Origin of the sequence: Streptomyces sp. NPDC015345, from assembly GCF_043078805.1 — a bacterium.
Classification (GTDB): Bacteria; Actinomycetota; Actinomycetes; order Streptomycetales; family Streptomycetaceae; genus Streptomyces.
On sequence record NZ_JBIBTX010000001.1, the window covers coordinates 779348 to 802590 of the forward strand.

A 23243-nucleotide genomic window follows, 5' to 3' on the forward strand; every position below is an offset into this window, starting at 1 on the left:
GACCCCAGCAGGACCGTTTCTCCCGCCCGGCCCCCCACAGTTCCGCACCCTGAGACGAGTTGGAGCACGCATGCCCCAGCACGTACCGTCCTCGCTGCGCGAGGCCGCCCCACGGCACGCGCAGCACCTTCCGGCGCCTCCCCCACAGCCGCGCCGGATCGTTTTCCTCGCCCACCGCGACCTCGGCAACCCGGCCGCGGGCGGCTCCGAACTGCTCGTCGACCGGTTGGCCGACGGGCTCAGCAGACTCGGCCACCAGGTCACTCTGCTGTGCGGCGGGCCCGCCGCCTACCGCGACTACCGCGTGGTCTCCGCCGGTGGCGACCTCGGTCACTACCTGCGGGCACGCTCCGCCTTCACCCGGCAGGTCGGCGACTGCGACCTGCTGGTGGAGGTCTGCAACGGCATGCCGTACCTGGCACCGCTGTGGCACCGCGGGCCGACCCTGTGCCTGGTCAACCACGTCCACACCGATCTGTGGGGGATGCGCTTCCAAGGCGCGCTCGCCCCCGCGGCCCGGCTCGGGCGAAGACTGGAGCACTGGGCCCTGTCCGGCGCGCAGCGCGGCAACCTGCTGGTGGCCGTCTCGCCGTCGACGGCCACGGCTCTGCGCGCCATCGGCGTGGACCGTGAACGAATACGGATCGTGCACAACGGCGTCGAGGAGCCTGGCCCGCTGCACGCCCGCTCCGACGAGCCGCTGTTCCTGGCCATGGGACGCCTCGTCGAGTACAAGCGGATCGATCTCCTCCTGCGGCTGTGGGAACGGGTCAGGCCCGTCACCGGCGGCCGGCTCGTGATCGTGGGCGAGGGCCCCGAGCGGGCCCGCCTTGAGCGGCTCGCCGGTCCCGGCGTGGAGTTCCGGGGCCATGTCTCCGAGGCCGAGAAGCACCGGCTGCTCTGCGAGGCCTGGATGCTGCTGCATCCCTCGGCCGTGGAGGGCTGGGGCCTGGTCATCACCGAGGCGGCGACGCGCTCGACCCCCTCGGTCGGCTTCGACGTCCCCGGGGTCCGCGACTCCATCGAGGACGGGGTCACCGGCCTCCTCGCGCGCGGGGAGAGCTCCTTCGCCGCCGCCTGGTGCACGCTGGCGCTCAGCGCCGAGCGCCGCAGGGCGTTGGGCAAGGCCGCGGGCGAACGGGCCGCGCAGTTCCGCTGGGGCAACACGGTCCGGCAGTTCCAGGCGGTGGCGGCCGAGGCGGTCGCCGCCCACCACGCGCCCGCCGGGCCCCCGACCCCGCAGGGGACCTAAGTGAAAGACCCGTCCCTGCGCCGCTCCGTCACGCTCTTCCGGGCCTTCCTGCGTGAACAGCAGGAGCCCGAACGCTGCTACACCCTCCTCGCGAAAGACGCCGCCGACCAAGTGGAGGCGTACGTACCGGTGAAGGACCGCGTCGTCGTCGACATCGGCGGCGGAGGCGGCTACTTCACCGAGGAGTTCCGGCGCCGCGGCGCGCAGAGTTTCCTCTTCGAGCCGGATCTCGCGGAGATGACGGCGTCGGGCACCAAGCCCCCCGAGGGCTCGGTCGTCGCCGACGGCTATCTGCTGCCGCTGGCGGACGCCGTCGCCGACGTCACGTTCTCCTCGAACGTCCTGGAGCACGTCGACGACCCGCAGACGTTCCTGAGCGAGATGGTCCGGGTCACCAGGCCCGGCGGACTCATCTATGTCTCGTTCACCAACTGGCTCTCCCCCTGGGGCGGTCACGAGTGGGCGCCCTGGCACTACCTGGGCGCCGACCGGGCCCGCGCCCGCTATGAACGACGTACCGGAAAAGCCGCGAAACACACGCTCGGCGAGAACCTCTTCGCACACCACGTCGGAGCCACCCTGCGTCAGGTGCGGGCCCGCGACGACGTGGACGTGGTGTCGGCGCGCTCGCGCTACTGGCCGTTCCTGGCCGGGGCGATCACCAAGGTGCCGGGTGTGCGCGAGGTCGCGACCTGGAACCTCCTCCTCATACTCAGGCGGTGTCCATGACCACGGTCCAGGCCCCACCCCCGGCCGCCGTAAGACCCACGACCGACGCCCCTGAACCCTCGCGGGGGCCGCGCTCGCGGCGCTGGCTGCTGGGGTTCTGGGCCGTGGTGCTCGTGCTGTTCCTCGCGGTGAGACCGGGGCGGATGACGTTCGACACCAAGCTCGGTGTCACCGTCGACCCCTGGCAGTTCCTCTCCGACCTCGGCCAGCTCTGGCACGACCGCGGCGGCTTCGGCGGCATTCAGGACCAGTACGTCGGCTACGCGTTCCCGATGCTGCCGTTCTACGGCCTGGCCGACCTGGTGCAGCTGCCGGTCTGGCTGGCCGAGCGGCTGTGGCTGTCGCTGATCGTGACGGCGGCGTTCTGGGGCGCCCTGCGCCTGGCCGAACGCCTCGGCATCGGCAGCCGTCAGAGCCGGCTGCTCGGCGCGGTGGTGTACGCGCTGTGGCCGACGTTCACCGTGGTGGTCGGCTCGACGTCGGCGGCGGCGCTGCCCGGCGCGGTCCTGCCGTGGGTGCTGCTCCCGCTGGCCGACCAGCGGATCAGCGCGCGCCTCGCCGCGTGCCGCTCGGCGCTGATCATCCCGTTCATGGGCGGTGTGAACGCGGCGGCGACCCTCGCCTCGCTGCTCCCGGTCGCCCTCTACCTCCTCTCCCGCCCCAACGGCCCGCGCAAGCGGAAGCTGATCACCTGGTGGGTGCCGGGCGTCATCCTGGCCACCGCCTGGTGGATCGTGCCGCTGCTCATGCTGGGCATCCACGGCGAGAACTTCCTTCCGTACGTGGAGAACTCGGCCACCACCACCGGCACCATGTCGGCCACCGAGACGCTGCGCGGCGCCGGCAACTGGGTCGCGTACCTGTACTTCGGTGAGGCCTGGCTGCCGGCCGGCTGGACGGTGGCGACGGCCGTCGTGACCGTCGTCTGCTCGGCGCTGGCCGCCGCGCTCGGCCTCGCGGGGCTCGCCCGGCGCGACCTGCCCGAGCGGCGCTGGCTGGTCCTGACCGTCCTTTCGGTCGCCCTGATCACGCTGGCCGGGTACGGCGGCGCGTTCGGCGCGCCCTTCCACGAGACCGTCCAGTCGTGGCTGAACGGCGGGCTCGTCCCCTTCCGCAACATCTACAAGTTCCAGGCGGGCCTCGCCCTCGCGCTCGTCCTCGGCCTGATGCACCTGGTCGGCGTCGCCGCGCAGGCGCGCGGGGCGCGGCGGGTGCGCGGCAGGCGCCATGCCCCGCTGATCGCGGCGGTCCTCGTGCTGCCCGGCCTCGTCTGGCCGTACCTCAACGGCTCGATCCTCCAGCCCGGTTCGTTCCAGAAGCTGCCGACGTACTGGCAGACGACGGCCGACTGGCTGGAGAAGTACTCCCCCGACTCGCGCGCCCTCGTCGTCCCGGCGACCGCGCACGGGATCTACACCTGGGGCTCCCCCATCGACCAGCCCCTCGACGTGCTCGCCGAGTCCCGCTGGGCGCAGCGCGACTACGTGCCGTTCGGCACGCCGGGCAACCGCCGGGCGATGGACGCGGTCGAGCAGGCGCTGATGACCGGCGGCGAAGTGCCGGGCCTGAGCGACTACTTGACCCGCGCCGGGCTGTACTACGTCGTCGTACGCAACGACCTCGACCCCGACCAGGTCGGCCACGTCCCGACCGCGACGGTCAAGCGCACCCTGGAGGAGTCCGGCTTCCGCCGCGTCACCGGCTTCGGCCCGAAGACCACCGGCGGCGTCATCCCCGACGACACCCCGCTCCAGGTGGAGGGCCTCTACCCGCGCCACCGCGCGGTGGAGATCTACGCCCCCGGCGAGGGCGCCGAACGCCCCGGCCAGGCGGGCCTGAAGCCCGTGTCCAACACGGCGGTGGTCAGCGGCGGACCGGAGTCCCTGCTGCCGCTCTCCGCCGACCCCGCGATGCGCGACCGTCCGGCCGTGCTGACGGGCGACAACCACCCGGGCGTCGGCACGCCGGGCCTGCTGGCGGTCGGTGACGGGCTGCGCCGCGCCGACACCCGCTTCGGCCTGGTCAACACCAACACGTCGTACACCTACGGCCCCGACGAGCGGAACGCGCCCGAAGCGGTCCAGGACCCGGGCAAGAAGCCGCACCAGATCCTGCCGACCGACGGCGTCGAGCACCAGACGACGGCGGAGCTGCGCGGCGCCAGGTCCGTGACCGCCTCCTCCTACGGCAACTGGCTCTTCCACCTGCCGCAGTACGACCCGGTGAACGCCTTCGACGGCAACCCGGCCACGGCCTGGGCCGAGGGCGGCTCCGGTTCGGCGGACGGCGAGTGGATCAGGGCCGACTTCAACTCCGCGATCACCGTCCCCTCCTCCTTCCAGGTCACGCCGCTGCCGCAGAACGGTGTGCGGGCGGCGCCGACACGGGTGCGCGTCGAGACCGAGCACGGTTCCGTGACGAGTTCGCTCCAGCCGGACGGCACGGCGCAGCGCGTCAAGGCCCGCGCGGGCAGCACCGACTGGATCAAGATCACGATCGTGGACACGCAGGAGCCGCGCCCCGGCCTGACGGGCGCGGGCTTCTCGGAGATCAGCCTCCCCGAGGTGCGCGTCACCAAGCTGCTCCAGCTGCCGAAGGACGCTCAGAAGACGACCGGCGCCGACGCGACGACGTACTCGCTGCACCGCTCCTCCGACCCGAGTGCCCTCTCGCCGGTGAACGCCGAGTCGGGTCTGCACCGCCGCTTCACGACGACGGGCGACGGCGAGTACGAGGTGAAGGCGAGCGCGGTGGCCGTGCCGGGCGCCGAACTGGACGAGCTGCTCTACAAGGTGGCCCCGGAGCAGAAGCCGCGGATCACCGCGTCGGCGGACTCCACGGCCAGGCTCGGCAACGGCCTTTCGCCGCGGAACCTCACCGACGGTGATCTGACGACGGCGTGGATCGCGGGCACGGACAAGCGTCCGGTGATCCGCCTCAAGTGGCCGGACAAGAAGCCGGTGGGCGAGATCGTGCTGCCCGGCGCGGGCGGCCTGTCGACCCGACCCGAGAAGATCGAGATCAGCTCGCCGGACGGTGCCGCCACCGCGGGCGTGGACGAGCACGGCAACGCCCGCTTCGCCCCGATCACCACGGACCAGATGGACATCACCATCACGAAGACGGCTCCGCTGACGGTCCACAACCCGGTCGCGGACGACGACCTGCGGCTGCCGGTGGGCCTCACGGAGGTCTATGTCCCCGCGCTCGACGAGTACCGCACCCCGCGGCCCAAGGCCTCGGCGCGCTTCTCGCTGCCCTGCGGCCAGGGCCCGATGATGTCGATCGACGGTGAGCTGTACGAGACGAGCGCCAAGGGCAAGGTCGCGGACCTCACCGAGCGCAGGCCGGTCGAGATCAGCCTGTGCCAGCGCGGCAAGAAGGACACGGCGGTCCGACTCGACGCGGGAGCGCACAGCGTCGAGACCGGGGACGCGGGTCCGCTCGCCGTCATGGACGCCTCCCTCACCCGGGGCACCCCGGGCGCGGTGGACGAGGCCGCCCGTGAACTGAAGGTCAAGGACTGGCTGGGCGACCGCCGCGAGGTGAGCGTCGGCGCGGGAGCGGCCTCGTACCTCACGACGTACGAGAACGTGAACGACGGCTGGAAGGCGACCCTCGACGGCAAGGAGCTGACCCCGCTGCGGCTGGACGGCTGGCAGCAGGGCTGGCTCGTGCCCAAGGGCGAGGGCGGCACGGTCAAGCTCAGCTACGAGCCGTCGCGCACCTACGAGATCGGCCTGATCCTGGCCGGGGCCGGCGTCCTGGCACTGATCGGACTCGTCGTCCTGTGGCGCCGCGAGCGCAACACCGACGCCCTGGTGCCCGCGCCGCCCGCGCCCGGCCTGGTCCTCGGCACGGTGGCGCTGACACTGGTGGCCGCGGTGATCGCGGGGCCGTTCGCCCTGCTCGTCCCGGCGCTGGCGCTGCTGGCCTGGTGGCGTCACACCCTGCTGGTGCCGATCGCGTTCGCGGCGATGGCGGGCGCGGGTGTCGCGGCGGCGATCGGGGCCGGGCAGGCCGTGAGCGCCGACCAGGGTGCCTTCGGTCCGGTTGCCCAACTCCTCGCGCTCATCGCGCTGTTCGCGGCTCTTGTGAGCGTGAAGGAGCGGTACGCGCATCCGGACACCGCCGATACGCTGGTGTACGGACCGGGCGGCGGGCCCGCCCCCGGGCAGCCTGCCGCGCCCCCGCTGCCGCAGCGCGGGCGTGACGGCGGCGCGCCGGGCGCCCCACCGGTGCCACCGGCCCCGGCGCACCCCGGGGCGGGCCCGACGGTCTCGGCCCGTGGACCCGAACCGGCAGGGCCCGCCCCCGGGCCCGCGCCGCAGAGCGACGCGACGGTCCGCTTCCCGCGGCACAAGCGCACACCCGGCACGGGAGAAGGCACGCAGCGATGACCGCAGTCACAGGAGAAGGCACGCAGCGATGACCGCACTGGAACACCCGGCACGGCGTGCGGACGGCCCCGGCCGGCCGCCCGCGCGCGTGCCGTTCCCCGTCGTCGACGAGGTCTCCCGGCACTGCCTCCAGGAGGAGGAGCCGGAGACCGTGCACATCGAGGTGCACCTGCCGGGCACACCGGACCGCGAGCGGCTCAAGGCCGCGTTCACCGAGGCCCTGCGCCGCCATCCCCGCATCCTGATGCGGGAGGCCAAGGGGCCCTGGTACCGCCGCCGTTACGAGTGGGAGCTCACCGACGGGCCGGACACCGAGGTGGTGACCTTCCCGGGGCCGGAGCCGGACGCCCTCGAACGGGCCCGGGAGCGGGCGCTGGCCGAGGCGCCTGCGCTGTCGGCCTCGCCGCCCATCCGCCTGGAGGTGGTGGCGGCCGAGCCGGGCTCCGGGGCCCGGCCGGGAGAGGACCCGGGCGCGGTGCTGTTCCTGACCATCAACCACACCGCGCTCGACGGCCCCGCCTGCCTGCGTGTCCTCGCGACGGCCGCCGAGCTGTACGGCGGCCGGGACAACTCCCCGGCCGCGCCGCCCAGCCGTACGCCGGAGAGCGCCGGGGCCGCGCCTTTGCTGCCGCCCGACGCGCCGTCGGGCTGGTCGCCGCCCGCCAGGGTCGCCAAGGGCTCACCGGAGCCCTCGCCCGGCAACGGCATGCTGGTCGCCGAGCTGCCCGTGCCCCGCCGCCCCAAGGGCTCGCCGTTCACCGTGAACGACCAGCTCATGGTGGCGACCGCGCTGATGATCGTGCACTGGAACCGCGAGCACGGCGCGCGGCCGAAGCCCGTGCGCATCACGATGCCGGTGGACGACCGCCCCCGCGACGCGACCATGCCGATCGGCAACGGCACCCGCCTCGTCGAAGTGCCTTTCAGCGCCGCCGAGTTGGCGCGGCGCGACTGGACCCCGGAGGCCATCCGCGACCTGCTGCGCCGCACCTCCGACCGCACCCGCGCGCTGAAGGCCCTGGCCAGGCCCCAACTGGGGCACGGCGCGACGCTGTTGACCGCGCCAGTGCTCCCGGTGACGCTGCGGGCGGCCGTCACCCGCGGGCTGCGCCGGGCCGCCGCGCCCTGGACGTCGACGACACTGCTGAGCAACATCGGCCGCATCCCGTACGCCCTGGACTTCGGCGACGCGGGCCGCGCGCACGCCGTGTGGTTCTCCGCCCCGGCCCGGCTGCCGCGCGGCCTCACCGTGACCACGGCGTCCACCGCGGGCCGGCTGCACCTCGCGCTGCGCTGGTCGAGGACGCTGCTCAGCCACGGCGACGGAGCGCACCTGCGGGATCTGTTCGAGCACTACCTCCACGCGACGGAGGACACCGTGACCGGCACGACCGAGGAGGGGCGGAAGTGACCACCGCGACCGGCAGGCGGTCCGCCGGGCTCCGCGACTTCTACGAGAACCCGGCCGTCCCTGTGGCGTCGGGCGACGCCCGCAGCCTGCGCCAGGCCCGCATCCTCGCCGCCGCGCTCGGCCCGGCCACCGCCCGCACCGCCACCGTCCTGGACATCGGCTGCGGCGACGGCACGGCCGCCGCGGCCGCGGCACCGCTCCTCGCGGGCCACCGGGTGATCGGCGTGGACTGGTCGCAGGACGCCCTGAAGCGCGCCCACGCCCACCTTCCGTACGTCGTACGGGGAGAACTCACCGACGGCGGGCTGCCGTTCGCGGACGGCGCGGCCGACGCCGTCCTGTTCAGCGAGGTCATCGAGCACCTCGTGGACCCGGACAGCGCGCTGGACGAGCTGCGCAGGGTCCTCAGGCCGGGCGGGCACCTCATGCTGTCCACCCCCAACCTCGCGGCCTGGTACAACCGCGGCCTGCTCCTCGCCGGGGTGCAGCCGGTCTTCTCCGAGGTGAGCCTGCGCGGCATCCACGGCCGCCCCGGCAAGGAGGTCGTGGGCCACCTGCGGCTCTACACCGCCCGCGCGCTGCGGGAGTTCGTCGCGGCGAGCGGCTTCAGCGTCATGGGCCTGTCCGGCGCGCCCTTCCACGGCGTGCCACGCCCGCTGCGCGCCCTGGACCGGCTCGCCTGCGCCGTCCCGAGCGCCGCCTCGATCCTGCTGCTGCACGCCCGAAGGACTTGAGTCCCATGTGGTGGGGTGTGGCCGCGGCGCTGCTCGCGAACGTGCTCTACAGCACCGGGTTCGTCCTGGAGAAGCGGGCGTTGACCACCATGCCGTCGGTCAGCGTCCGCAAGCCGGTGCGGCTGCTGCGGCAGGTCCTCGGCAGCCCCTTGTGGATCGGCGGTTCGCTGGCCCTGGCGGCGGGCTTCGGCGCGCAGCTGATGGTGTACCGGACGCTGCCGATCGCCGCCGCCCAGGGCATCTTCGTGTCGGGCCTGGTCCTGCTGCTGCTCCTGTCCTCGGCCCTGCTCGGCGAGCGGACCTCGGGGCGCGAGCGGTACGCGGTCGGCGCGATCCTGCTGGCGCTGCTCATGGTCGTGCTGTCGCTGAGCGAGACCGACGACACGGTGAGCCGCGGCGCGCCCGCGCCGCTTGTCCTCACCGTCTGCCTGCCCTCGCTCGCCGCCGGTGTCTGGCTCTACAGCTCGGCGGAGCGCCGCGCCAAGCACCGCCACCGCATGCCGTCGGCGGGCGTGGAGTACGGCGTCGCGGTGGGTCTGCTGTACGGCGTCAGCTCGCTGGCCATCAAGGGCGTCTCCAGCCATCTGACGACGGACGGTCTCGGCGGCGCGCTCGTCGACCTGCTGCTCTCGCCCTACCCGTACCTGCTCCTGTTCACCGGCGCGTTCGGCCTCGTCATGTCGCAGGCGGCGCTCCAGCGCTGCCGGGCCTCCCTGATCGTGCCGGTGTGCACGACGGTGACGGCGCTGTTCACGGCGGTCCTCGGCACGCTGGCGTTCGGCGAGGCCCTGCCGCACGAACCGGTGCGCCTCGCCCTGCGCATCGCGGGCACGGTGCTCGCCGTGTCCGTACTGCTCGCCATGCCCAAGCACGACGGCCCCACGCCGCAATCCACGCCCCCGCCCAAGGAGTTGACAAGCGGATGAACCCCGAAGACCCGCTGCTGAAGATCCTCGCCTGCCCGCTGGACAAGGGGCCGCTGCACCTGCTCACCCCGGAGGAGTCCTTCACCTCGCAGGAAGCGCCCCTCGTACCGGAAGAGGCGCTGTACAACCCGCGGCTGCGCCGCCGCTACCCGGTGGTCGACGGCGTCCCGCAGCTGCTGCCCTCCTCCGGCGAACAGGTCCCGGAGGACGAGCACGAGCAGCTGCTCAAGCGAATATCGCCGTGACGGAGGGGCCGCCCATGACGCTCGCCGCGCGCCTCGCGCCCTATGTCCCCGACCGGCTCATCGCCTCCCTGGCCCGCCTCGTCTACCCGCGCTTCGAGCCGGAGCTGGCCCGCCTCGGCGACCTCTGCCCGCCGGACTGCGGCACCGCCGTGGACGTCGGCGGCTGGTACGGCCCGTGGTCGCGCCGCCTCGCCGGGCGGGCCCGCCGCGTGGTGACCGTCGAGCCGGTGCCCCGCCTCGCCCGGCTGCTCGCCGCCAGCACGCCCGGCAACGTCCGCGTCGTCCAGGGCGCGGCGAGCGACCACCCCGGCACCGCCCGGCTCTGGCTGCCGCGCGGAGACCAGGGCCGACGGGGCGTGTCGTCGCTGATCCGCCGCGACATCCATGCCACCGCCCTCGACGTGCCGTGTCTGACCCTGGACGGGCTCGGCCTCCGGGACGTCCACTTCGTCAAGATCGACGTGGACGGCAACGAACTGGCGGTGCTGCGCGGCGCGCACGAGCTGATCACCCGCGACCGTCCGGCGCTCTTCATCGAGCTGGAGGCCCGCATCCAGCCGATCGCCCCCATCGTGGAGCTCCTCACCGGCCACGGATACCGGGGCTGGGTCCTGCCGGGCGACACCTGGCTGCCGCTGGCCGCCTTCGACCTGGAGGCGCACCAGGACGACACGGCGTACGTCGTGTCGCAGGGCCTGCTGCGCCGGGTCCTCACTCCCCGGCGTCCCCGGTACGTCAATTCGGTGCTGTTCCTTCCGGAAGGCCGCCGCCCGGGCGCCTTCGAGGTGCGCGACGATGGGGCGCATGCCCGCTAGCTCTTCCTCGCCCCGCGCCCCCTTCACCCCGCTGGACTTCCAGCTGGTCCTGCTGCGCCGCATGGCCGACCACAACCCCGGTCTCGTGGAGGACGCCCGCCGCGAACTGGGCGCCTCCATCGCCGAGATGCGGGAGGCCAACCGCCGCTGGCAGGCGATGGCGCGGGGGTCGCGCTCGCGGGGCGCCGCGGCGCGCTACCGCTCGGTCCTCGGCACCCCCGAGTCGAGTGCCCGCCGGCAGATCGGCGACCTGGAGTGCGAGGCCCTGCTCTGGCCGGTACCGCTCTGGCCGGATCTGCGCTTCGAGGTGCTGCTCGCGCCGAACGGAGCGGTGTGGAACGAGTGGGTGGTGCGCACACCGGGGGTGGCGGGGCCGGAGTTGCGTACGGTCGACGATCTCACCCCGTGGTCCTGCACGGTCGACGAGGTGGCGCGGGCCTTCGCCCCGGCGCGGCCCATGGAGGGGACGGCACCGACGCGGTGGCGCCTCGCGTTCACCGCGCAGGACGGGAGCGGTGAACGGCGGGCGTGCGTCGCGGAGTTCACATGGGGCCTGCTTCAGCGGGTGGAGTGCGGGCCGATGGGCGCGGGGTCCGGCTCCGGGGTCACACCGCCGCCTTGAGGATGTGCTCCACGACGTGGGGCAGCGAGCCGGGGTGCGTGGCGAGGAAGAGGTTTGGCTCGACGAGTTCGAGTTCCATGACGAGCGGGTCGCCCTCGGGGCCGTCCACGAGGTCCACGCGCGCGTACAGCAGCTCGGGGGCGTCCGGCACGGCCTTCAACGCCCGCGCCGCCACGTCCAGTTCGGCCGCCGTCGCCTCCCAGGGGCGCAGGTCGGGGTGGGGGATCTTGTCGGCGTCGTACGCCGTGCCGGGCGCGAGCACCGCGCCCTTCTGTATCGCGTGCAGGTACTGCCCGCCGAGGAAGACGAGCGCGCGCTCGCCGGTGGTGTCGATGCGCCGCATGTAGGGCTGCACCATGGCGGTGTATCCCTCGCCGTGCATGCGCGCGATCTGGGCGAGGGCGGTGTCGCGCTCCTCGGTGCGGTAGCGGGCGGCGTACCTGGCCCCGGCCCCGGAAGTCGGCTTGACGACGAACTCCCCGTCAGCTTCCGGCAGGTCGGGCTCCTCGCCGGGCGGGCAGTAGTACGTCGGGACGGTGGGGACGCCTGCCGCCGCCAGCTCGCCGAGGTAGCGCTTGTCGGTGTTCCACCGCACGACCGGCGCGGGGTTGGCGAGCCGGGTGAGCCGGCCGCACCGCTCGGCCCAGGCCACGTACGCGTCCGCGCGCAGGCTGTAGTCCCACGTGGACCGGATCACCGCGAGGTCGAAGCCGGCCCAGTCGACGTCCGGGTCGTCCCAGCCGACGACGTGGACATCGGCCCCGGCGCGGGCGACGGCCCGCGCGAGGACCGGCAGGTCACGGTCGTACTCCGGCTGCGGCCGGCAGGTGACGAGCGCGATGCGGGGGCTGGGCACGGAGGCTCCTCTTCGGACGCGAGTTCGGGCCCCCGCAGGCTAGCAACCGCCTCCGGGGGCGGCTCAGAGGATGAAGACGCTCCTGGCGGTCTCCGTGTAGTAGGTCCTCCCCGGGTACACCAGTTCCTCGACCTGGCCGGTGCAGTTCCGGCCGGTGTGGACCTCGGCGATGGAACGGGTGTCATTGATGACCGAGCTCGGGAACCGGTCGATGGGATAGCAGCCGCGCGGATTCACGTGGCGCGTGCCGTTGATGGTCAGCATGCCCTCCGCCGCACACGCCGCGCCCGGCGCGGAAAACGCCAGTGCCGCGGCCGCCGCGAGCGCCCCGATGACCTCGGCCATGCGTCGTCGCCTCATGCGCGTACCCCTTCCCCACCCGGGCCGCTTCCGCGCGACCCCTGAAGTGACCTAGCGTAAGAGGTCGGACGCGTGCTGTAACGAGCGCGCGGCGGCATCAAGGTCGGGGTCGCGCGCCGCTCACACTCCCCTCGGCAGGGGCCCGTACAAGCCACACCCCCACCCTTGTTCGATCCTCCCAACATCTGCTTATGATTCAGCGGTGTTCGATTCGCGGCACATCAAGACGTTCCACGAAGTGGTCCGGGCCGGGTCGTACTCGGCGGCCGCCCGCTCCCTCGGCTATACACAGCCCGCGATCACCCAGCAGATGAAGGCCCTGGAACGGTCCGTGGGCACCCCCCTGTTCACCCGCGTCGGGCGCCGCATGCGTCTGACCGAGGCGGGCGAGGCACTGTCGCGGCACGCGGGGATCATCCTGGAGGACATCTCCGCCGCCCAGCAGCAGATGAACGCGATCACGCGGCTGCGCTCGGGGCGGGTGCGGGTCTGCGCCTTCCCGAGCGCCAACGCCACCCTCATCCCGGAGGCCCTGGCCCGCCTCGCCTCGGGTCATCCGGGGGTGCGCGTGGAGCTCCTGGAGGACGAGCCGCCGGAGTCGCTGCGGCGCGTGGTGCGCGGCGAGTGCGACATCACGCTCGCCTTCACCTACCCCGGCCTGCACGAAGAGGTGCCGGCCGAGCTGGCGGAGATCCCGCTCATGGAGGACCAGCTGACCGTGCTGCTGCCCACCGGGCACCCCATGGCGCGCCGCCGTTCGGTCAAGCTCGCCGAGCTTGCGGAGGAGCGGTGGATAGCGGGGTGCCCGCGCTGCCGTGCCAACTTCCTGCACGAGTGCGCCGAGCTGGGCTTCGCGCCCGACATCGCCTTCACCACCGACGACAACCTGGTCGTGCAGAGCCTGGTCGCCGAGGGGCTCGGCATCGCGATGATGCCGGGGCTCGTCCTGAACTTCCTGTGCCACCGCAAGGTGACGGGCCGCGCCCTGGACCCCGCCTCGCGGCGCAAGGTGTCGGCGTACGTCCTCAAGGACCATCTGCGCATCCCGGCCACCGCGCTGGTGCTCGACGAGCTGAGGACGGTGGCGGCCAACCGCGTCGGCTGCTGACGCTCTCGCCCACGCCCCGTCCGCCCGCACCCCCGCCCCATCCATAAGCGGAAGTTGTGGGGTTGCCAAGAAACTGTCGTTGGACGTGATGGATCAGGCGGCGCCACGCTGCCGGTATGACCACTCCGACCGCGTACCGGGCCGCCCGGACCACAGAGCGCCTCGACACCCTCGTCGCCGACGTGCGCGAGGCGGTCGGGCGCGGACTGCCTCCCGACCTGACCGCGTACCTGGTCGGCGAGCGGCTCGCCCCGCACCTCGGCGCCGCCGACCTGCTCACCGACGAGCAGTGCGAGGGCGACCCCGAGTGCTACCGCCAGCACGTCCTGCACGCCGAACAGGACGGCAGCTTCTCGATCGTGGCCCTGGTGTGGCTGCCGGGGCAGCGGACCTCCGTCCACGACCACGTCTCGTGGTGCGTCACCGGCGTGCACGAGGGCGAGGAGCACGAGCGCCGGTACCGCCTCGTGCCCGCGGCCGAGCCCGGCGGGACCGCCCGGCTCATCGCCACGGAGGACGTCGTCAACCCGCGGGGCGCGGTCTGCGGCTTCGCGCCGCCCGGCGACATCCACCGGGTGTGGAACGCCTGCGGCACGCGCGCGATATCCCTCCACATCTACGGCGCCGACATAGCCCGCCTGGGCAGCAGCGTCCGCCGGGTGTACGAACTGCCGGCCGACCGGTAATGGCGCTGCTCGGAGAACGCGCCAAGTCCCGCACCGCCCCCCTCACCGCGCGGCCCCGTCGGCCGCACGGCAAGGTCCCCGGCCTCGTGCTGGCCACGGCGGGCGTCGCCGTGGCCTGGGGCGTGCACCGGCTGATGCCCGGCGTGCCGATGCTCACCGCCGCCGTGGTCCTCGGCATCGTGGCGGCCCATCTGCCCGGCTCCGCGCGGCACTTCGTGCGCGGCCGAGGCAAGGCGGGGCTGACGTTCGCGGCGAAGCGGCTGATGCGGGTCGGCATCGTGTTGCTCGGCCTGAAGCTGAGCCTGGACGACGTGCTCGGGCTCGGCTGGTCCTCGGTCGTGATGGTGCTCGGCGTGGTCGCCGTGACCTTCTTCGGCACCTGGTGGCTCGGCCGCCGCATGGGCCTGCGCGGCGACCAGCCGCTGCTCATCGCCACCGGCTACTCGATCTGCGGCGCGTCCGCGATCGGCGCGGTCAGCGAGGTCTCCGAGAGCGACGAGCGGGACACCGCCACCTCGGTGGCCCTGGTGACGCTCTGCGGCACGCTCGCGATCGCCGTACTCCCCCTGCTCCAGGTCCCGTTGGGCCTCAGTGACGCGGAGTTCGGCCGCTGGGTCGGGGCGAGCGTGCACGACGTCGGGCAGGTCGTGGCGACCGCGCAGACGGCCGGCTCCGGGGCGCTCGGCGACGCGGTCCTGGTCAAGCTGATGCGGGTCGCGCTGCTGGCGCCGCTCGTCGCGGCCGTCGCGCTGTCGGTGCGGGCACGGTCGCGGTCCCGCTCCGCCGAGCGGACCGGGACGGCGACAGGAGGTTCCCGGCGTCCGCCGCTCGTGCCGCTCTTCGTCGTGGGCTTCCTCGCCATGGTCGCCCTGCGCACGACCGGCCTCTTGCCGGGCGGTGCGATCGACGCCGCCCAGGTGGCGCAGGAACTCCTGCTCGCCGCCGCCCTGTTCGGCCTCGGCAGCGCGGTCGACCTGCCGTCGCTGACCCGCACGGGCGGCCGGGTCGCGGCGCTCGGCCTGGTGGCGTGGGGTGTGATCGCCGGGATCTCGTACGTGGGTGTGGTCCTGACGTACTGACGTGGGAGGGCGGCCGAAACCCCGGGGTTCTTGAGGACACATCCTGTCCGCAAGGGCCCCTACCGTCCTCTCCATGGACACCTTCCAGGGCACTTCCCAGCGCACTTTCCCGGGCACTTCCGAGGGCACTTCCGAGGACGCCTTCGAGATCCGCCCCTTCGAGATCGCCGTCCCCCAGGCCGATCTCGACGACCTCCGCGACCGCCTCGGCCGCACCCGCTGGCCCAGCGAGGCCCCCGGCCAGGGCTGGCGCCGCGGCACCCCGGTCGCGTACCTCAAGGAGCTGGCCGATCACTGGGCGAACGGCTACGACTGGCGGGCCTGGGAGGCGCGGCTGAACGCGCACCCGCAGTTCACCACCGTGATCGACGGGCAGCACATCCACTTCCTGCACGTCCGGTCCGCCGACCCCGACGCCCTGCCGCTGCTCCTCACCCACGGCTGGCCCGGGTCGGTCGTGGAGTTCCTCGAGCTGATCGGTCCGCTCTCGCGCGACTTCCACCTGGTGATCCCCTCCCTGCCCGGCTTCGGCTTCTCGGGCTCCCTCACCGACAGCGGCTGGAACACCCGCCGCACCGCGACCGCGTGGGCCGAGCTGATGCGCAGGCTCGGCTACGGCCGGTACGGCGCGCAGGGCGGTGATCTCGGCGCCGGCATCACCCGCGAGCTGGGCGTCGTCGACCCGGAGCACGTCGTCGCCCTCCATGTGAACGGCGGCACCACCTACCCGAGCGCCGCCGAGGACGACCCGACACTCAGCGACCGCGAGCGGGCCAGGGTGCGGCGCATGAACGAGTTCATGGCCGAGGCGGGCGGCTACATCGCGATCCAGTCGACGAGACCGCAGACACTCGCGTACGGCCTGACCGACTCGCCGGTCGGCCAACTCGCCTGGATCGTCGACAAGTTCCGGGACATGACGAGCCTGGAGAAGGAGCTGCCGCACGAGGCCGTCGACCGCGACACGCTGCTCACGAACGTGACGATCTACTGGTTGACCGGCACCGCGGCCTCGTCCGCCGCCTTCTACCACGAGGAGGCGGCGGCCTGGGGCGAACCGGAGCCGACGTCCGTCCCGCTGGGCGTCGCGCAGTTCACCGTGCAGGACATCGCGTTGCGCCGCGACGAGGAGAAGATCAACAACGTGGTGCGCTGGCGGGACTATGACCGGGGCGGCCACTTCGCCGCCCTGGAGGCGCCGGACCTGATGCTCACGGAGATCAGGGAGTTCTTCGCCGACTACCGCTGAGACGGCCGCTCCCCGGGAGGGACAGCGTCACCCTGTGTGAGACTGCGTGTGCCCGCATCGGCCGAGCAGACTTCGAGGAGTACGCGACGTGGATCCCCTCTTCCCGACCCTGTCCGCCCCGCACGCGCGAGCCGCCGACGAGGCCCTGCGGTTCGGCGACCGCACGCTGAGCCATGCCGAACTGGCGGCCGTCAGCGGGGCGTTGGCGAGCAGCCTGCGCGGAGCGGGCCGCGTCGCCGTCTGGGCCACGCCCTCCTTGGAGACCGCCGTCGCCGTGGTCGCCGCGCTGCGGGCGGGCGTGCCCGCGGTGCCGCTCAACCCCAAGTCCGGCGGCAGCGAGCTGGCGCACATCGTGGCGGACAGCGCGCCGTCACTGGTGCTGGCCGAGCCGGGCGTCGTACTGCCGCAGGCGCTGGCGGATGTGACGCGGCTCGACGTCGACATGGACGTACGAGACTCCGGGGCTCGCCCGGGAACCGCGTTCCCGGAGCCGGACGACCCCGAGGCCCCCGCCCTGATCGTCTACACCTCCGGCACCACGGGCCCGCCCAAGGGCGCCGTCCTGCCGCGCCGCGCGATCGCCGCCACGCTGGACGCCCTCGCGGACGCCTGGCAGTGGACCGGTGACGACGTACTCGTCCACGCCCTGCCGCTGTTCCACGTGCACGGCCTGATCCTCGGCACGCTGGGCCCGCTGCGGCACGGCGGCAGCGTGCGCCACCTCGGCCGGTTCGGCACCGAGGGCGTGGCGCGCGAGCTGGGGGCCGGGGCGACCATGCTGTTCGGGGTGCCGACGATGTACCACCGAATCGCCGAAGCCCTGCCCGGTGAGCCGGAGTTGGCGAAGGCGCTGGCCGGGGCACGGCTGCTGGTGTCCGGCTCGGCCGCGCTGCCGGTGCACGACCACGAGCGGATCGCGGCGGCCACGGGGCGCCGCGTCATCGAGCGGTACGGCATGACGGAGACCCTCATGAACACCAGCGTCCGCGCGGACGGCGAGCCGCGCGCGGGCGCGGTCGGGGTGCCGCTGCCGGGGGTCGACCTGCGCCTGGTCGACGAGGCGGGCGAGCCGCTCCCGGCGGACGGTCCGGAGGCGGTCGGGGAGATCCAGGTGCGCGGCCCGAACCTCTTCACCGAGTACCTGAACCGCCCCGACGCGACCGCCGCGGCCTTCGCGCCGGGCGGCTGGTTCCGCACGGGCGACATGGCGGTCCGCGACCCCGACGGCTACGTACGGATCGTCGGCCGCAAGGCCACCGACCTCATCAAGAGCGGCGGCTACAAGATCGGCGCCGGTGAGATCGAGAACGCCCTCCTCGCCCATGCCGGGGTGCGGGAGGCCGCGGTCACCGGTGAGCCGGACCCCGACCTGGGCGAGCGGATCGTGGCGTGGGTGGTGCCCGCCGACGCCGGCGCGCCGCCCCCGGCCGATGAGCTGGCGGCCCACGTCGCGTCCTCGCTCGCCCCGCACAAGCGGCCGCGGGTCGTCCACTACCTGGAGGCGCTGCCCCGCAACGACATGGGCAAGATCATGAAGCGCGCCCTGGGGAACGGAGGCGGCAAGGCCTGAACAGGGGTCACCTCACCCCCACCGCCCGGATGATCTCCTGCGTCACGGACCCGCCCCGGTCGTCACGGGCCGAGGCCCGCAGCGACACAGAGTCGGCACCGGCCGGCACCTTCAACCGTCCTGTCCAGGCAGCCTTCTCGCCGTCCCTGTCCAGGGCGACGGCCCGCCAGGTCCTGCCCTCGTCGTACGACACCGACAGCTCACCGCCGCCGATGCTCCCGGTGTCCGCGGCCCCCGCGACGTACTCGGAGAAGATGCCGACGGGCACGGTCCGCCCGCCGCGCACGTCGCCAGAGAGGGACGTGTCGACGTCGAAGCCGAGGTTGAGCAGCGGCAGGCGGGTCCTCCGGTCCGCCGGGGTCTGCTTCGACCTGACGGTCCACTCCGTGTGGCCCTTCGTGGCGAGGTGCCACCGCGCCTGGTCGAGGGTGGTGTCGGTGACGACCTTGTAGGTGCGTTCGGCGGGGTCCGCGTCCCACACGTACACCGCGGAGCTCTTGCGCCGGTCGGCGCTGACCCCGTCCACGAAGACCTCGCTGACCTGCGTCATCGACTCCTCGTTCCACACGTCGCCGAAGCCGGTGTGGTCGGGGCCGGAGTCGCCCCAGCCGGGCACGTTGAACTCCAGGGTGTCGCCGCGGCGCGTCTGGCCCCAGCCGAGGCCGGTGCCGAGCCAGGGGTGCAGGACGGGCCTGAACCAGTTCAGGCCGGTCCGCACGCCGCCCTCATACGTGACGAGTCCGCTGCGTTCCTCCAGGGCGCCGGGCCCGGTGGAGACGGACTCGTGCCACAGCTGCCCCCGGCCCGTGGACACGTACTCCGTCCGCTCGGCCGGCAGGGCGACCTCCTCCTGGAAGCCGATGCCGACCGGGAAGGTGTCGGTGATCGAGTACCGGAACTCGCCGCCCCGGGCGGGCTTCACCGCGTGGTACTTCGTGTCCAGGACGGCGAGTCCACGCTTGCCGGGCCGGAAGGTCAGGTCCTTCGGCACGGCCTTCTCATGGCCCTCGGAGAGGTCGTAGACGTACGGCGTATCGACGGTCCCGACGCTCTCGACCCTCCCGCCCGCGTTGGTCGCCTTGGCCGCAGCGATGAGCCGGGCGCCGTCGGCGACGTCGACCGTGGTGATCTGGAGGGGCCGGTCGGCGTTGTCGTCCGTGCCGAACCAGGCGTTCAGACGGCCGGGCCGGTCGTCCGTCACGAACAGCGCCGCGGCGCCCGCGTCCTGCGCCGCCTGCCCGAGCCGCTCCGGGGTGACCGCGTCCGTGCGGCGTACGACGACGGCCTTGCCCCGCACGTCCTTGCCCGCGTACGCGTCCGGGGCCCCGTCGCCCGCGTCCACCAGCGCCCACTTGTGCCGCCCCTCGGCGATGGTCCCGCCGGGCTGGGCGACGGCCTCGCGCAGGCCCTTGACGGCCACGAGGGGCTTGCCGAGGCGCCACACCGTGCGGTATTCGAAGGTGCCGTCGGTGACCTCGGCGGTGGGGGCGGCGAAGACGCTGTCGTACTTCACGGGCACCTGGACGGCACCCTGGAGTTCGGCGCCGCCGGCCTTCCTGTCGTACTCCATCAGCAGCTGCCGGGTCTCGGTGCGCCGGCCGACCTCGGCGCTGATCTCGCGCAGCTTCCGCCCGTCGAGGGTGACCTCGCGGTCCCGGTCGAGGGTGATCTGCGGGTCGGCGAGGAAGCCGAGGCCGAGCGAGTCCGCGCCCCGGGCGCCGCGCACGTCGAGGAAGGACGACACGGCGTACGTTCCCGGTGCCAGGCGCAGCTTCAGGGTGCCGGAGTCACCCACGGCGGCCGGGAACGGGTCGACGCCCTCGGCGAGCCGCTGCACCACGAGGTCGGCCGGGGCGGGAGCGCCGTCACGGTTCTTGACGCGCACGGTGAGCGTGTACCGCTCCTCCTCCTTGACCAGGCCGAACGCGGTCCGCGCGACCTGTTCGCCGCCGGCGCTCGCGACGACGTGGCCGCTGGTGTTCCCGACGGGCGCCTTCGCCCCGTCGCCGGTGACGGTGGTCGAGGCGGTGCCGTGGGCCGGGACGGTGAGGATGGTGTCGGCGAGTTCGGCGGCCCCGTCGGCGGCGCCCCGCACGGCCAGGCTCAACGTGACGGACTCGTCGGACGAGTTGGCGTAGACGATGTCCCTCACCACCGGCCGGTTGTCCTCGTACGGCCAGCCGTGGAAGCCCAGGTCGACGCTGCCGGTCGCGGTGATCCGGGCGTCGACGGCGTCGGGCACGCTGACCCGTCCGGCCCCCAACGTGTACGCGGAGGCGTCGAGTTGTACGGAGCTGGACATCAGGGCGTCCTTGAGCCGGGCGCCGTTCCAGTCGGGGTGCCGCTCGGCGAGCAGCGCGGCCACGCCCGCGACGTGCGGGGTCGCCATCGACGTACCGCTCATCTCCGTGTACGGGCCCTCGCCCGCGGTGAGCCGGGAGCGGGCCGCGAGGATGTCGACGCCCGGCGCCGACAGATCGGGCTTGAGCCCGTGGTCGCCCGCGCGCGGCCCCTGGCTCGTGAAGTACGCGGCCCGGTCGGCGGAGTCGACGGCGCCGATGGTCAGGGCGGAGTCGGCGGCGCCGGGTGAGCCGATGGAGGAGGGCGTTCCGGTGTTCCCGGCCGCGACGACGAAGAGGGCGCCGGTCTCCTCGGAGAGGGTGTTCACGGCGGCGGCCATCGGGTCGGTGCCGTCGCTGGGCTCCTGCGAACCGAGGCTCATGGACACCACCTTGGCGCCGACGTCCTTGGCGGCCCACTCCATCCCCGCGATGATCTCCGACTCGCTGCCGAAACCCTCGTCGCTGAGCACCTTGCCGACGGCCAGGGAGGCGCCGGGCGCGACCCCCTTCTCCTTGCCCCCCTCGGAGGCGGCGCCGCTGCCGCCGACGGTGGACGCCACGTGGGTGCCGTGGCCGTTGCGGTCGGCGACCTCCTCGCCGGGGACGAAGCTCCTGCTCTCGGTGATACGACCGTCGAGATCCGGGTGCCCCGCGTCGACGCCGGTGTCGAGGACGGCGACCTTCACGCCCTTCCCCGTGAGCCCGGCCTCCCACGCCTTGGGGGTGCCTATCTGTTCGTTGCTCCGCGCCATGTCCGCCTCGACGCGGCCGTCGAGCCAGACCTTCTCGATGCCGGACGCCTCGTCGCGCACGGAACGCCACAGGGCGGCGGGCCGCTCGGCGGTCACGGCGACCCCGGCGACGCTCGGCAGGGACCGCACCTTCCGGGCCCCGCGCGGCACTTGGCGTGCGGCGCCCCGGGCGTTCTTCCCGTACGTGACGATGAGCGGAAGCCGTGCTCCGGCGCGGTCGGCGTACCCCTGCCGGATCAGCTCACTCACGTCGAACAGCCGCTCGTCCAGCACCCCGGAGCGCAGATACGGCCGCGCCTCATCCGGTACGACGATCACGCGGCCACCCGCCACCTGCGTCCGCACGGCGCCGCTCGCCTTCGCGGGGCGGTCGACGGTGACGGTCCGTCTGGCGCCGGGGAGCGGGGTGACGGTGACCTTGTCGCCGGTGATGAGGGTGACGGTGTGGGCGGCGGCGTCGCGGGGGCCGGGGGGCGCTGCCTCGGGGGCGTCGTCGGCGGTGGCGCTCGGCCCGGCAGGAAGCAGGGCGAACACGAGACCGACGACAACCGCGACCCCGGCTCTGCGCCGCGCGGGGGCTCTGGTCATGGGCTGCCTCTCTTCGTCGGACCCGGGCGGGGGTGGTGCCCGAGTGCTGCGAAGAGTGTCAGGGGCCTTGCGTGGCCGGGGAGTTGACGAGCGGTGGCGGAAAGCCGCCAGGTGACTACCCGCCAGGTGTGGAGGGCCGCCGCGTCGTCGCCGCGGGTGTGCCGGGGGTGTGGGTGGAGCTCTTGCGGGCGGTGACGATGGCCGCGGGCGCGACCGCGAAGGCGAGGGCGCCGCACAGCATGGCGAGGATCGGGTAGCCGGCGAAGGCCACGACGATGCCGGAGGTCAGGCCGCCGATGGCGCCCGCCACGGCGATGGCGACATCGACGAGCCCCTGGACCTTGGCGCGGGTGGCCAGGGGCGTGCTGTTGGTGACGATCGCGGTGCCGGTGACCAGGCCGAAGCTCCAGCCGACGCCGAGCAGGACGAGGCCGAGGGTGATCAGGGTGAAGGAGTGGCCGGGCGCGAGGGCGGCGACTCCTCCCGCGGTGAGCAGCGTCCCGGCCGTCACCACGCTCATCGCGGTGGCACCGAATCGGTCGACGAGGCGGCCCGCCAGCGGCGACGGCAGGTACATGGAGCCGGTGTGCAGGGCGATGACCAGCCCGGACGCGGCGGTGCCGAAGCCGTGGGCGTGCATGTGGATGGGGGTCATGGTCATCACGGCCACCATGACGAGCTGACTGAGGACCAGGACCACGACGCCGACGAGCAGGCCGGGGCCGGTCCGGGTGGGGGAGTCGGTCGGTGCGTATTTGTCGGAGGCTGCGGGCAGGGTCCGGGCGAGCAGCAGCGGGTCCGGGCGCAGCCATACGAGGAGAGTGAGTGCGGCCAGGGCGAACGCGACCGTGGAGAGGAGGAACAGGCCGGTCAGCTCGGGCAGGTGGAGGGCGGTCGCGAGGTGCCCGGCGGGGGTGGCGAGCAGAGGTCCGGCGATGCCGCCGGCGGTGGTGGCGACGATGACGGTCGAGGTGGCGCGGGCGCGCTGGTGGGGTGCGGCGAGGTCGGCTCCCGCGTACCGGGCCTGGAGGTTGGACGTGGTGCCGGCGCCGTAGAGGAACAGGGAGACGAACAGCAGCGCGGGGCTGTCGAGCGCGGCCGCGACGACGACACCGGCACCGCCGAGGGCGCCGGTGAGATATCCGGCGGCCAGTCCGGGGCGGCGGCCGAGCCGCTGGGAGACGCGTCCGATGACGACGGCGGCGACGGCGGAGCCCGCGGTGAGCAGGGCGATGGGCAGTCCGGACAGCGAGGTGTTGTGGAGCATCTGCCCGGCCAGCAGTCCGGCGACGGTGACACCGGCGGCGAGGCCGACACCGCTGAGGACCTGGGAGGCGAGCAGCACGGTCAGGGTGCGCTTCTGCACCGCGGATATGGCGGGGGTGGCGGCGGGAGCGGTGGTGGGCGGGGTGCGGGTGGGAGTGAGGGACAGTCGGCCCATGGGTCCGTACTTTCGGGTTGCCGGGAGATCGGTGTGGCGGTTTACCGGGCGGGGCGGTCCGGTGCTCGCGCGGGCGAG

Annotated in this window: 18 protein-coding genes; 14 read left to right on the forward strand and 4 right to left on the reverse strand. The window is 73.5% G+C overall.

Translation table 11 applies throughout. The features are described 5' to 3' along the window. Positions 1–70 precede the first annotated feature (70 nt). The 9 genes from ACF062_RS03585 to ACF062_RS03625 are packed head-to-tail and all read left to right on the forward strand — an operon-like array spanning position 71 to position 11134. The gene (locus ACF062_RS03585; protein ID WP_392135136.1) at positions 71–1252 is read left to right on the forward strand and encodes a glycosyltransferase family 4 protein; all 1182 of its coding nucleotides are present in this window, start codon (positions 71–73) and stop codon (positions 1250–1252) included. Beyond that, positions 1253–1981 (forward strand): class I SAM-dependent methyltransferase, encoded by a 729-nt coding sequence (locus ACF062_RS03590; protein WP_392135139.1) that lies wholly within the window; start codon positions 1253–1255, stop codon positions 1979–1981. Then, positions 1978–6381, forward strand: a complete 4404-nt coding sequence (locus tag ACF062_RS03595; RefSeq protein WP_392136501.1) for an alpha-(1->3)-arabinofuranosyltransferase family protein — start codon at positions 1978–1980, stop codon at positions 6379–6381. Before ACF062_RS03590 ends, ACF062_RS03595 begins: the two co-directional genes overlap by 4 nt. A 28-nt stretch (positions 6382–6409) precedes the next feature. After that, a complete protein-coding gene (locus ACF062_RS03600) occupies positions 6410–7792 on the forward strand; it encodes a condensation protein (protein ID WP_392135142.1) in 1383 nt (460 codons plus the stop codon). Next, entirely contained in the window at positions 7789–8526 is a 738-nt protein-coding gene (locus tag ACF062_RS03605) for a class I SAM-dependent methyltransferase (protein ID WP_392135145.1), read from the forward strand. Before ACF062_RS03600 ends, ACF062_RS03605 begins: the two co-directional genes overlap by 4 nt. A 17-nt stretch (positions 8527–8543) precedes the next feature. After that, on the forward strand, positions 8544–9452 hold the full coding sequence (locus tag ACF062_RS03610) for a hypothetical protein (protein ID WP_392136504.1): 909 nt from the start codon (positions 8544–8546) through the stop codon (positions 9450–9452). Further along, positions 9449–9697, forward strand: a complete 249-nt coding sequence (locus tag ACF062_RS03615; RefSeq protein ID WP_392135148.1) for a Trm112 family protein — start codon at positions 9449–9451, stop codon at positions 9695–9697. Before ACF062_RS03610 ends, ACF062_RS03615 begins: the two co-directional genes overlap by 4 nt. A gap of 14 nt (positions 9698–9711) precedes the next feature. Continuing rightward, positions 9712–10512 carry an FkbM family methyltransferase gene (locus tag ACF062_RS03620; protein WP_392135151.1) on the forward strand — a complete coding sequence of 267 codons (801 nt, stop codon included), beginning with the start codon at positions 9712–9714 and terminating at the stop codon, positions 10510–10512. Beyond that, positions 10493–11134 carry a hypothetical protein gene (locus ACF062_RS03625; protein ID WP_392135154.1) on the forward strand — a complete coding sequence of 214 codons (642 nt, stop codon included), beginning with the start codon at positions 10493–10495 and terminating at the stop codon, positions 11132–11134. Before ACF062_RS03620 ends, ACF062_RS03625 begins: the two co-directional genes overlap by 20 nt. Here the strand turns inward: ACF062_RS03625 and ACF062_RS03630 are convergent. Continuing rightward, the gene (locus ACF062_RS03630) at positions 11118–11990 is read right to left on the reverse strand and encodes a RimK family alpha-L-glutamate ligase (RefSeq protein ID WP_392135156.1); all 873 of its coding nucleotides are present in this window, start codon (positions 11988–11990) and stop codon (positions 11118–11120) included. The genes ACF062_RS03625 and ACF062_RS03630 overlap by 17 nt on opposite strands. A gap of 63 nt (positions 11991–12053) precedes the next feature. Further along, entirely contained in the window at positions 12054–12350 is a 297-nt protein-coding gene (locus tag ACF062_RS03635; protein ID WP_392135158.1) for a hypothetical protein, read from the reverse strand. Positions 12351–12552: 202 nt separating this feature from the next. Here ACF062_RS03635 and ACF062_RS03640 point away from each other — a divergent pair, with 202 nt between their 5' ends. From ACF062_RS03640 to ACF062_RS03660, 5 genes are all read left to right on the forward strand, one after another. Next, positions 12553–13458, forward strand: coding sequence for a LysR family transcriptional regulator (locus ACF062_RS03640; RefSeq protein WP_392135160.1), 906 nt, complete (start codon positions 12553–12555; stop codon positions 13456–13458). Between the two features lie 116 nt (positions 13459–13574). Next, the gene (locus ACF062_RS03645) at positions 13575–14144 is read left to right on the forward strand and encodes a cysteine dioxygenase (protein WP_392135163.1); all 570 of its coding nucleotides are present in this window, start codon (positions 13575–13577) and stop codon (positions 14142–14144) included. After that, positions 14144–15223 carry a YeiH family protein gene (locus ACF062_RS03650; protein WP_392135165.1) on the forward strand — a complete coding sequence of 360 codons (1080 nt, stop codon included), beginning with the start codon at positions 14144–14146 and terminating at the stop codon, positions 15221–15223. Before ACF062_RS03645 ends, ACF062_RS03650 begins: the two co-directional genes overlap by 1 nt. Positions 15224–15296: 73 nt before the next feature. Continuing rightward, the gene (locus ACF062_RS03655) at positions 15297–16472 is read left to right on the forward strand and encodes an epoxide hydrolase family protein (protein WP_392135168.1); all 1176 of its coding nucleotides are present in this window, start codon (positions 15297–15299) and stop codon (positions 16470–16472) included. An 88-nt stretch (positions 16473–16560) separates the two neighbouring features. Further along, positions 16561–18042, forward strand: coding sequence for an acyl-CoA synthetase (locus ACF062_RS03660; protein WP_392135171.1), 1482 nt, complete (start codon positions 16561–16563; stop codon positions 18040–18042). Positions 18043–18049: 7 nt separating this feature from the next. Here ACF062_RS03660 and ACF062_RS03665 read toward each other — a convergent pair whose 3' ends face one another. After that, positions 18050–21724, reverse strand: a complete 3675-nt coding sequence (locus ACF062_RS03665) for a S8 family serine peptidase (protein WP_392135174.1) — start codon at positions 21722–21724, stop codon at positions 18050–18052. Between the two features lie 115 nt (positions 21725–21839). Further along, on the reverse strand, positions 21840–23165 hold the full coding sequence (locus ACF062_RS03670; RefSeq protein WP_392135177.1) for an MFS transporter: 1326 nt from the start codon (positions 23163–23165) through the stop codon (positions 21840–21842). Positions 23166–23243 lie beyond the last annotated feature (78 nt).

Excerpts from the sequence above, each read along its gene's own strand:
- ACF062_RS03635 (WP_392135158.1), bottom strand. The coding sequence starts at position 12,350 with ATGAGGCGACGACGCATGGCCGAGGTCATCGGGGCGCTCGCGGCGGCC.
- ACF062_RS03620 (WP_392135151.1), top strand. The coding sequence starts at position 9,712 with ATGACGCTCGCCGCGCGCCTCGCGCCCTATGTCCCCGACCGGCTCATC.
- ACF062_RS03600 (WP_392135142.1), top strand. The coding sequence starts at position 6,410 with ATGACCGCACTGGAACACCCGGCACGGCGTGCGGACGGCCCCGGCCGG.
- ACF062_RS03585 (WP_392135136.1), top strand. The coding sequence starts at position 71 with ATGCCCCAGCACGTACCGTCCTCGCTGCGCGAGGCCGCCCCACGGCAC.
- ACF062_RS03625 (WP_392135154.1), top strand. The coding sequence starts at position 10,493 with ATGGGGCGCATGCCCGCTAGCTCTTCCTCGCCCCGCGCCCCCTTCACC.
- ACF062_RS03595 (WP_392136501.1), top strand. The coding sequence starts at position 1,978 with ATGACCACGGTCCAGGCCCCACCCCCGGCCGCCGTAAGACCCACGACC.
- ACF062_RS03670 (WP_392135177.1), bottom strand. The coding sequence starts at position 23,165 with ATGGGCCGACTGTCCCTCACTCCCACCCGCACCCCGCCCACCACCGCT.
- ACF062_RS03665 (WP_392135174.1), bottom strand. The coding sequence starts at position 21,724 with ATGACCAGAGCCCCCGCGCGGCGCAGAGCCGGGGTCGCGGTTGTCGTC.
- ACF062_RS03615 (WP_392135148.1), top strand. The coding sequence starts at position 9,449 with ATGAACCCCGAAGACCCGCTGCTGAAGATCCTCGCCTGCCCGCTGGAC.
- ACF062_RS03655 (WP_392135168.1), top strand. The coding sequence starts at position 15,297 with ATGGACACCTTCCAGGGCACTTCCCAGCGCACTTTCCCGGGCACTTCC.
- ACF062_RS03645 (WP_392135163.1), top strand. The coding sequence starts at position 13,575 with ATGACCACTCCGACCGCGTACCGGGCCGCCCGGACCACAGAGCGCCTC.
- ACF062_RS03650 (WP_392135165.1), top strand. The coding sequence starts at position 14,144 with ATGGCGCTGCTCGGAGAACGCGCCAAGTCCCGCACCGCCCCCCTCACC.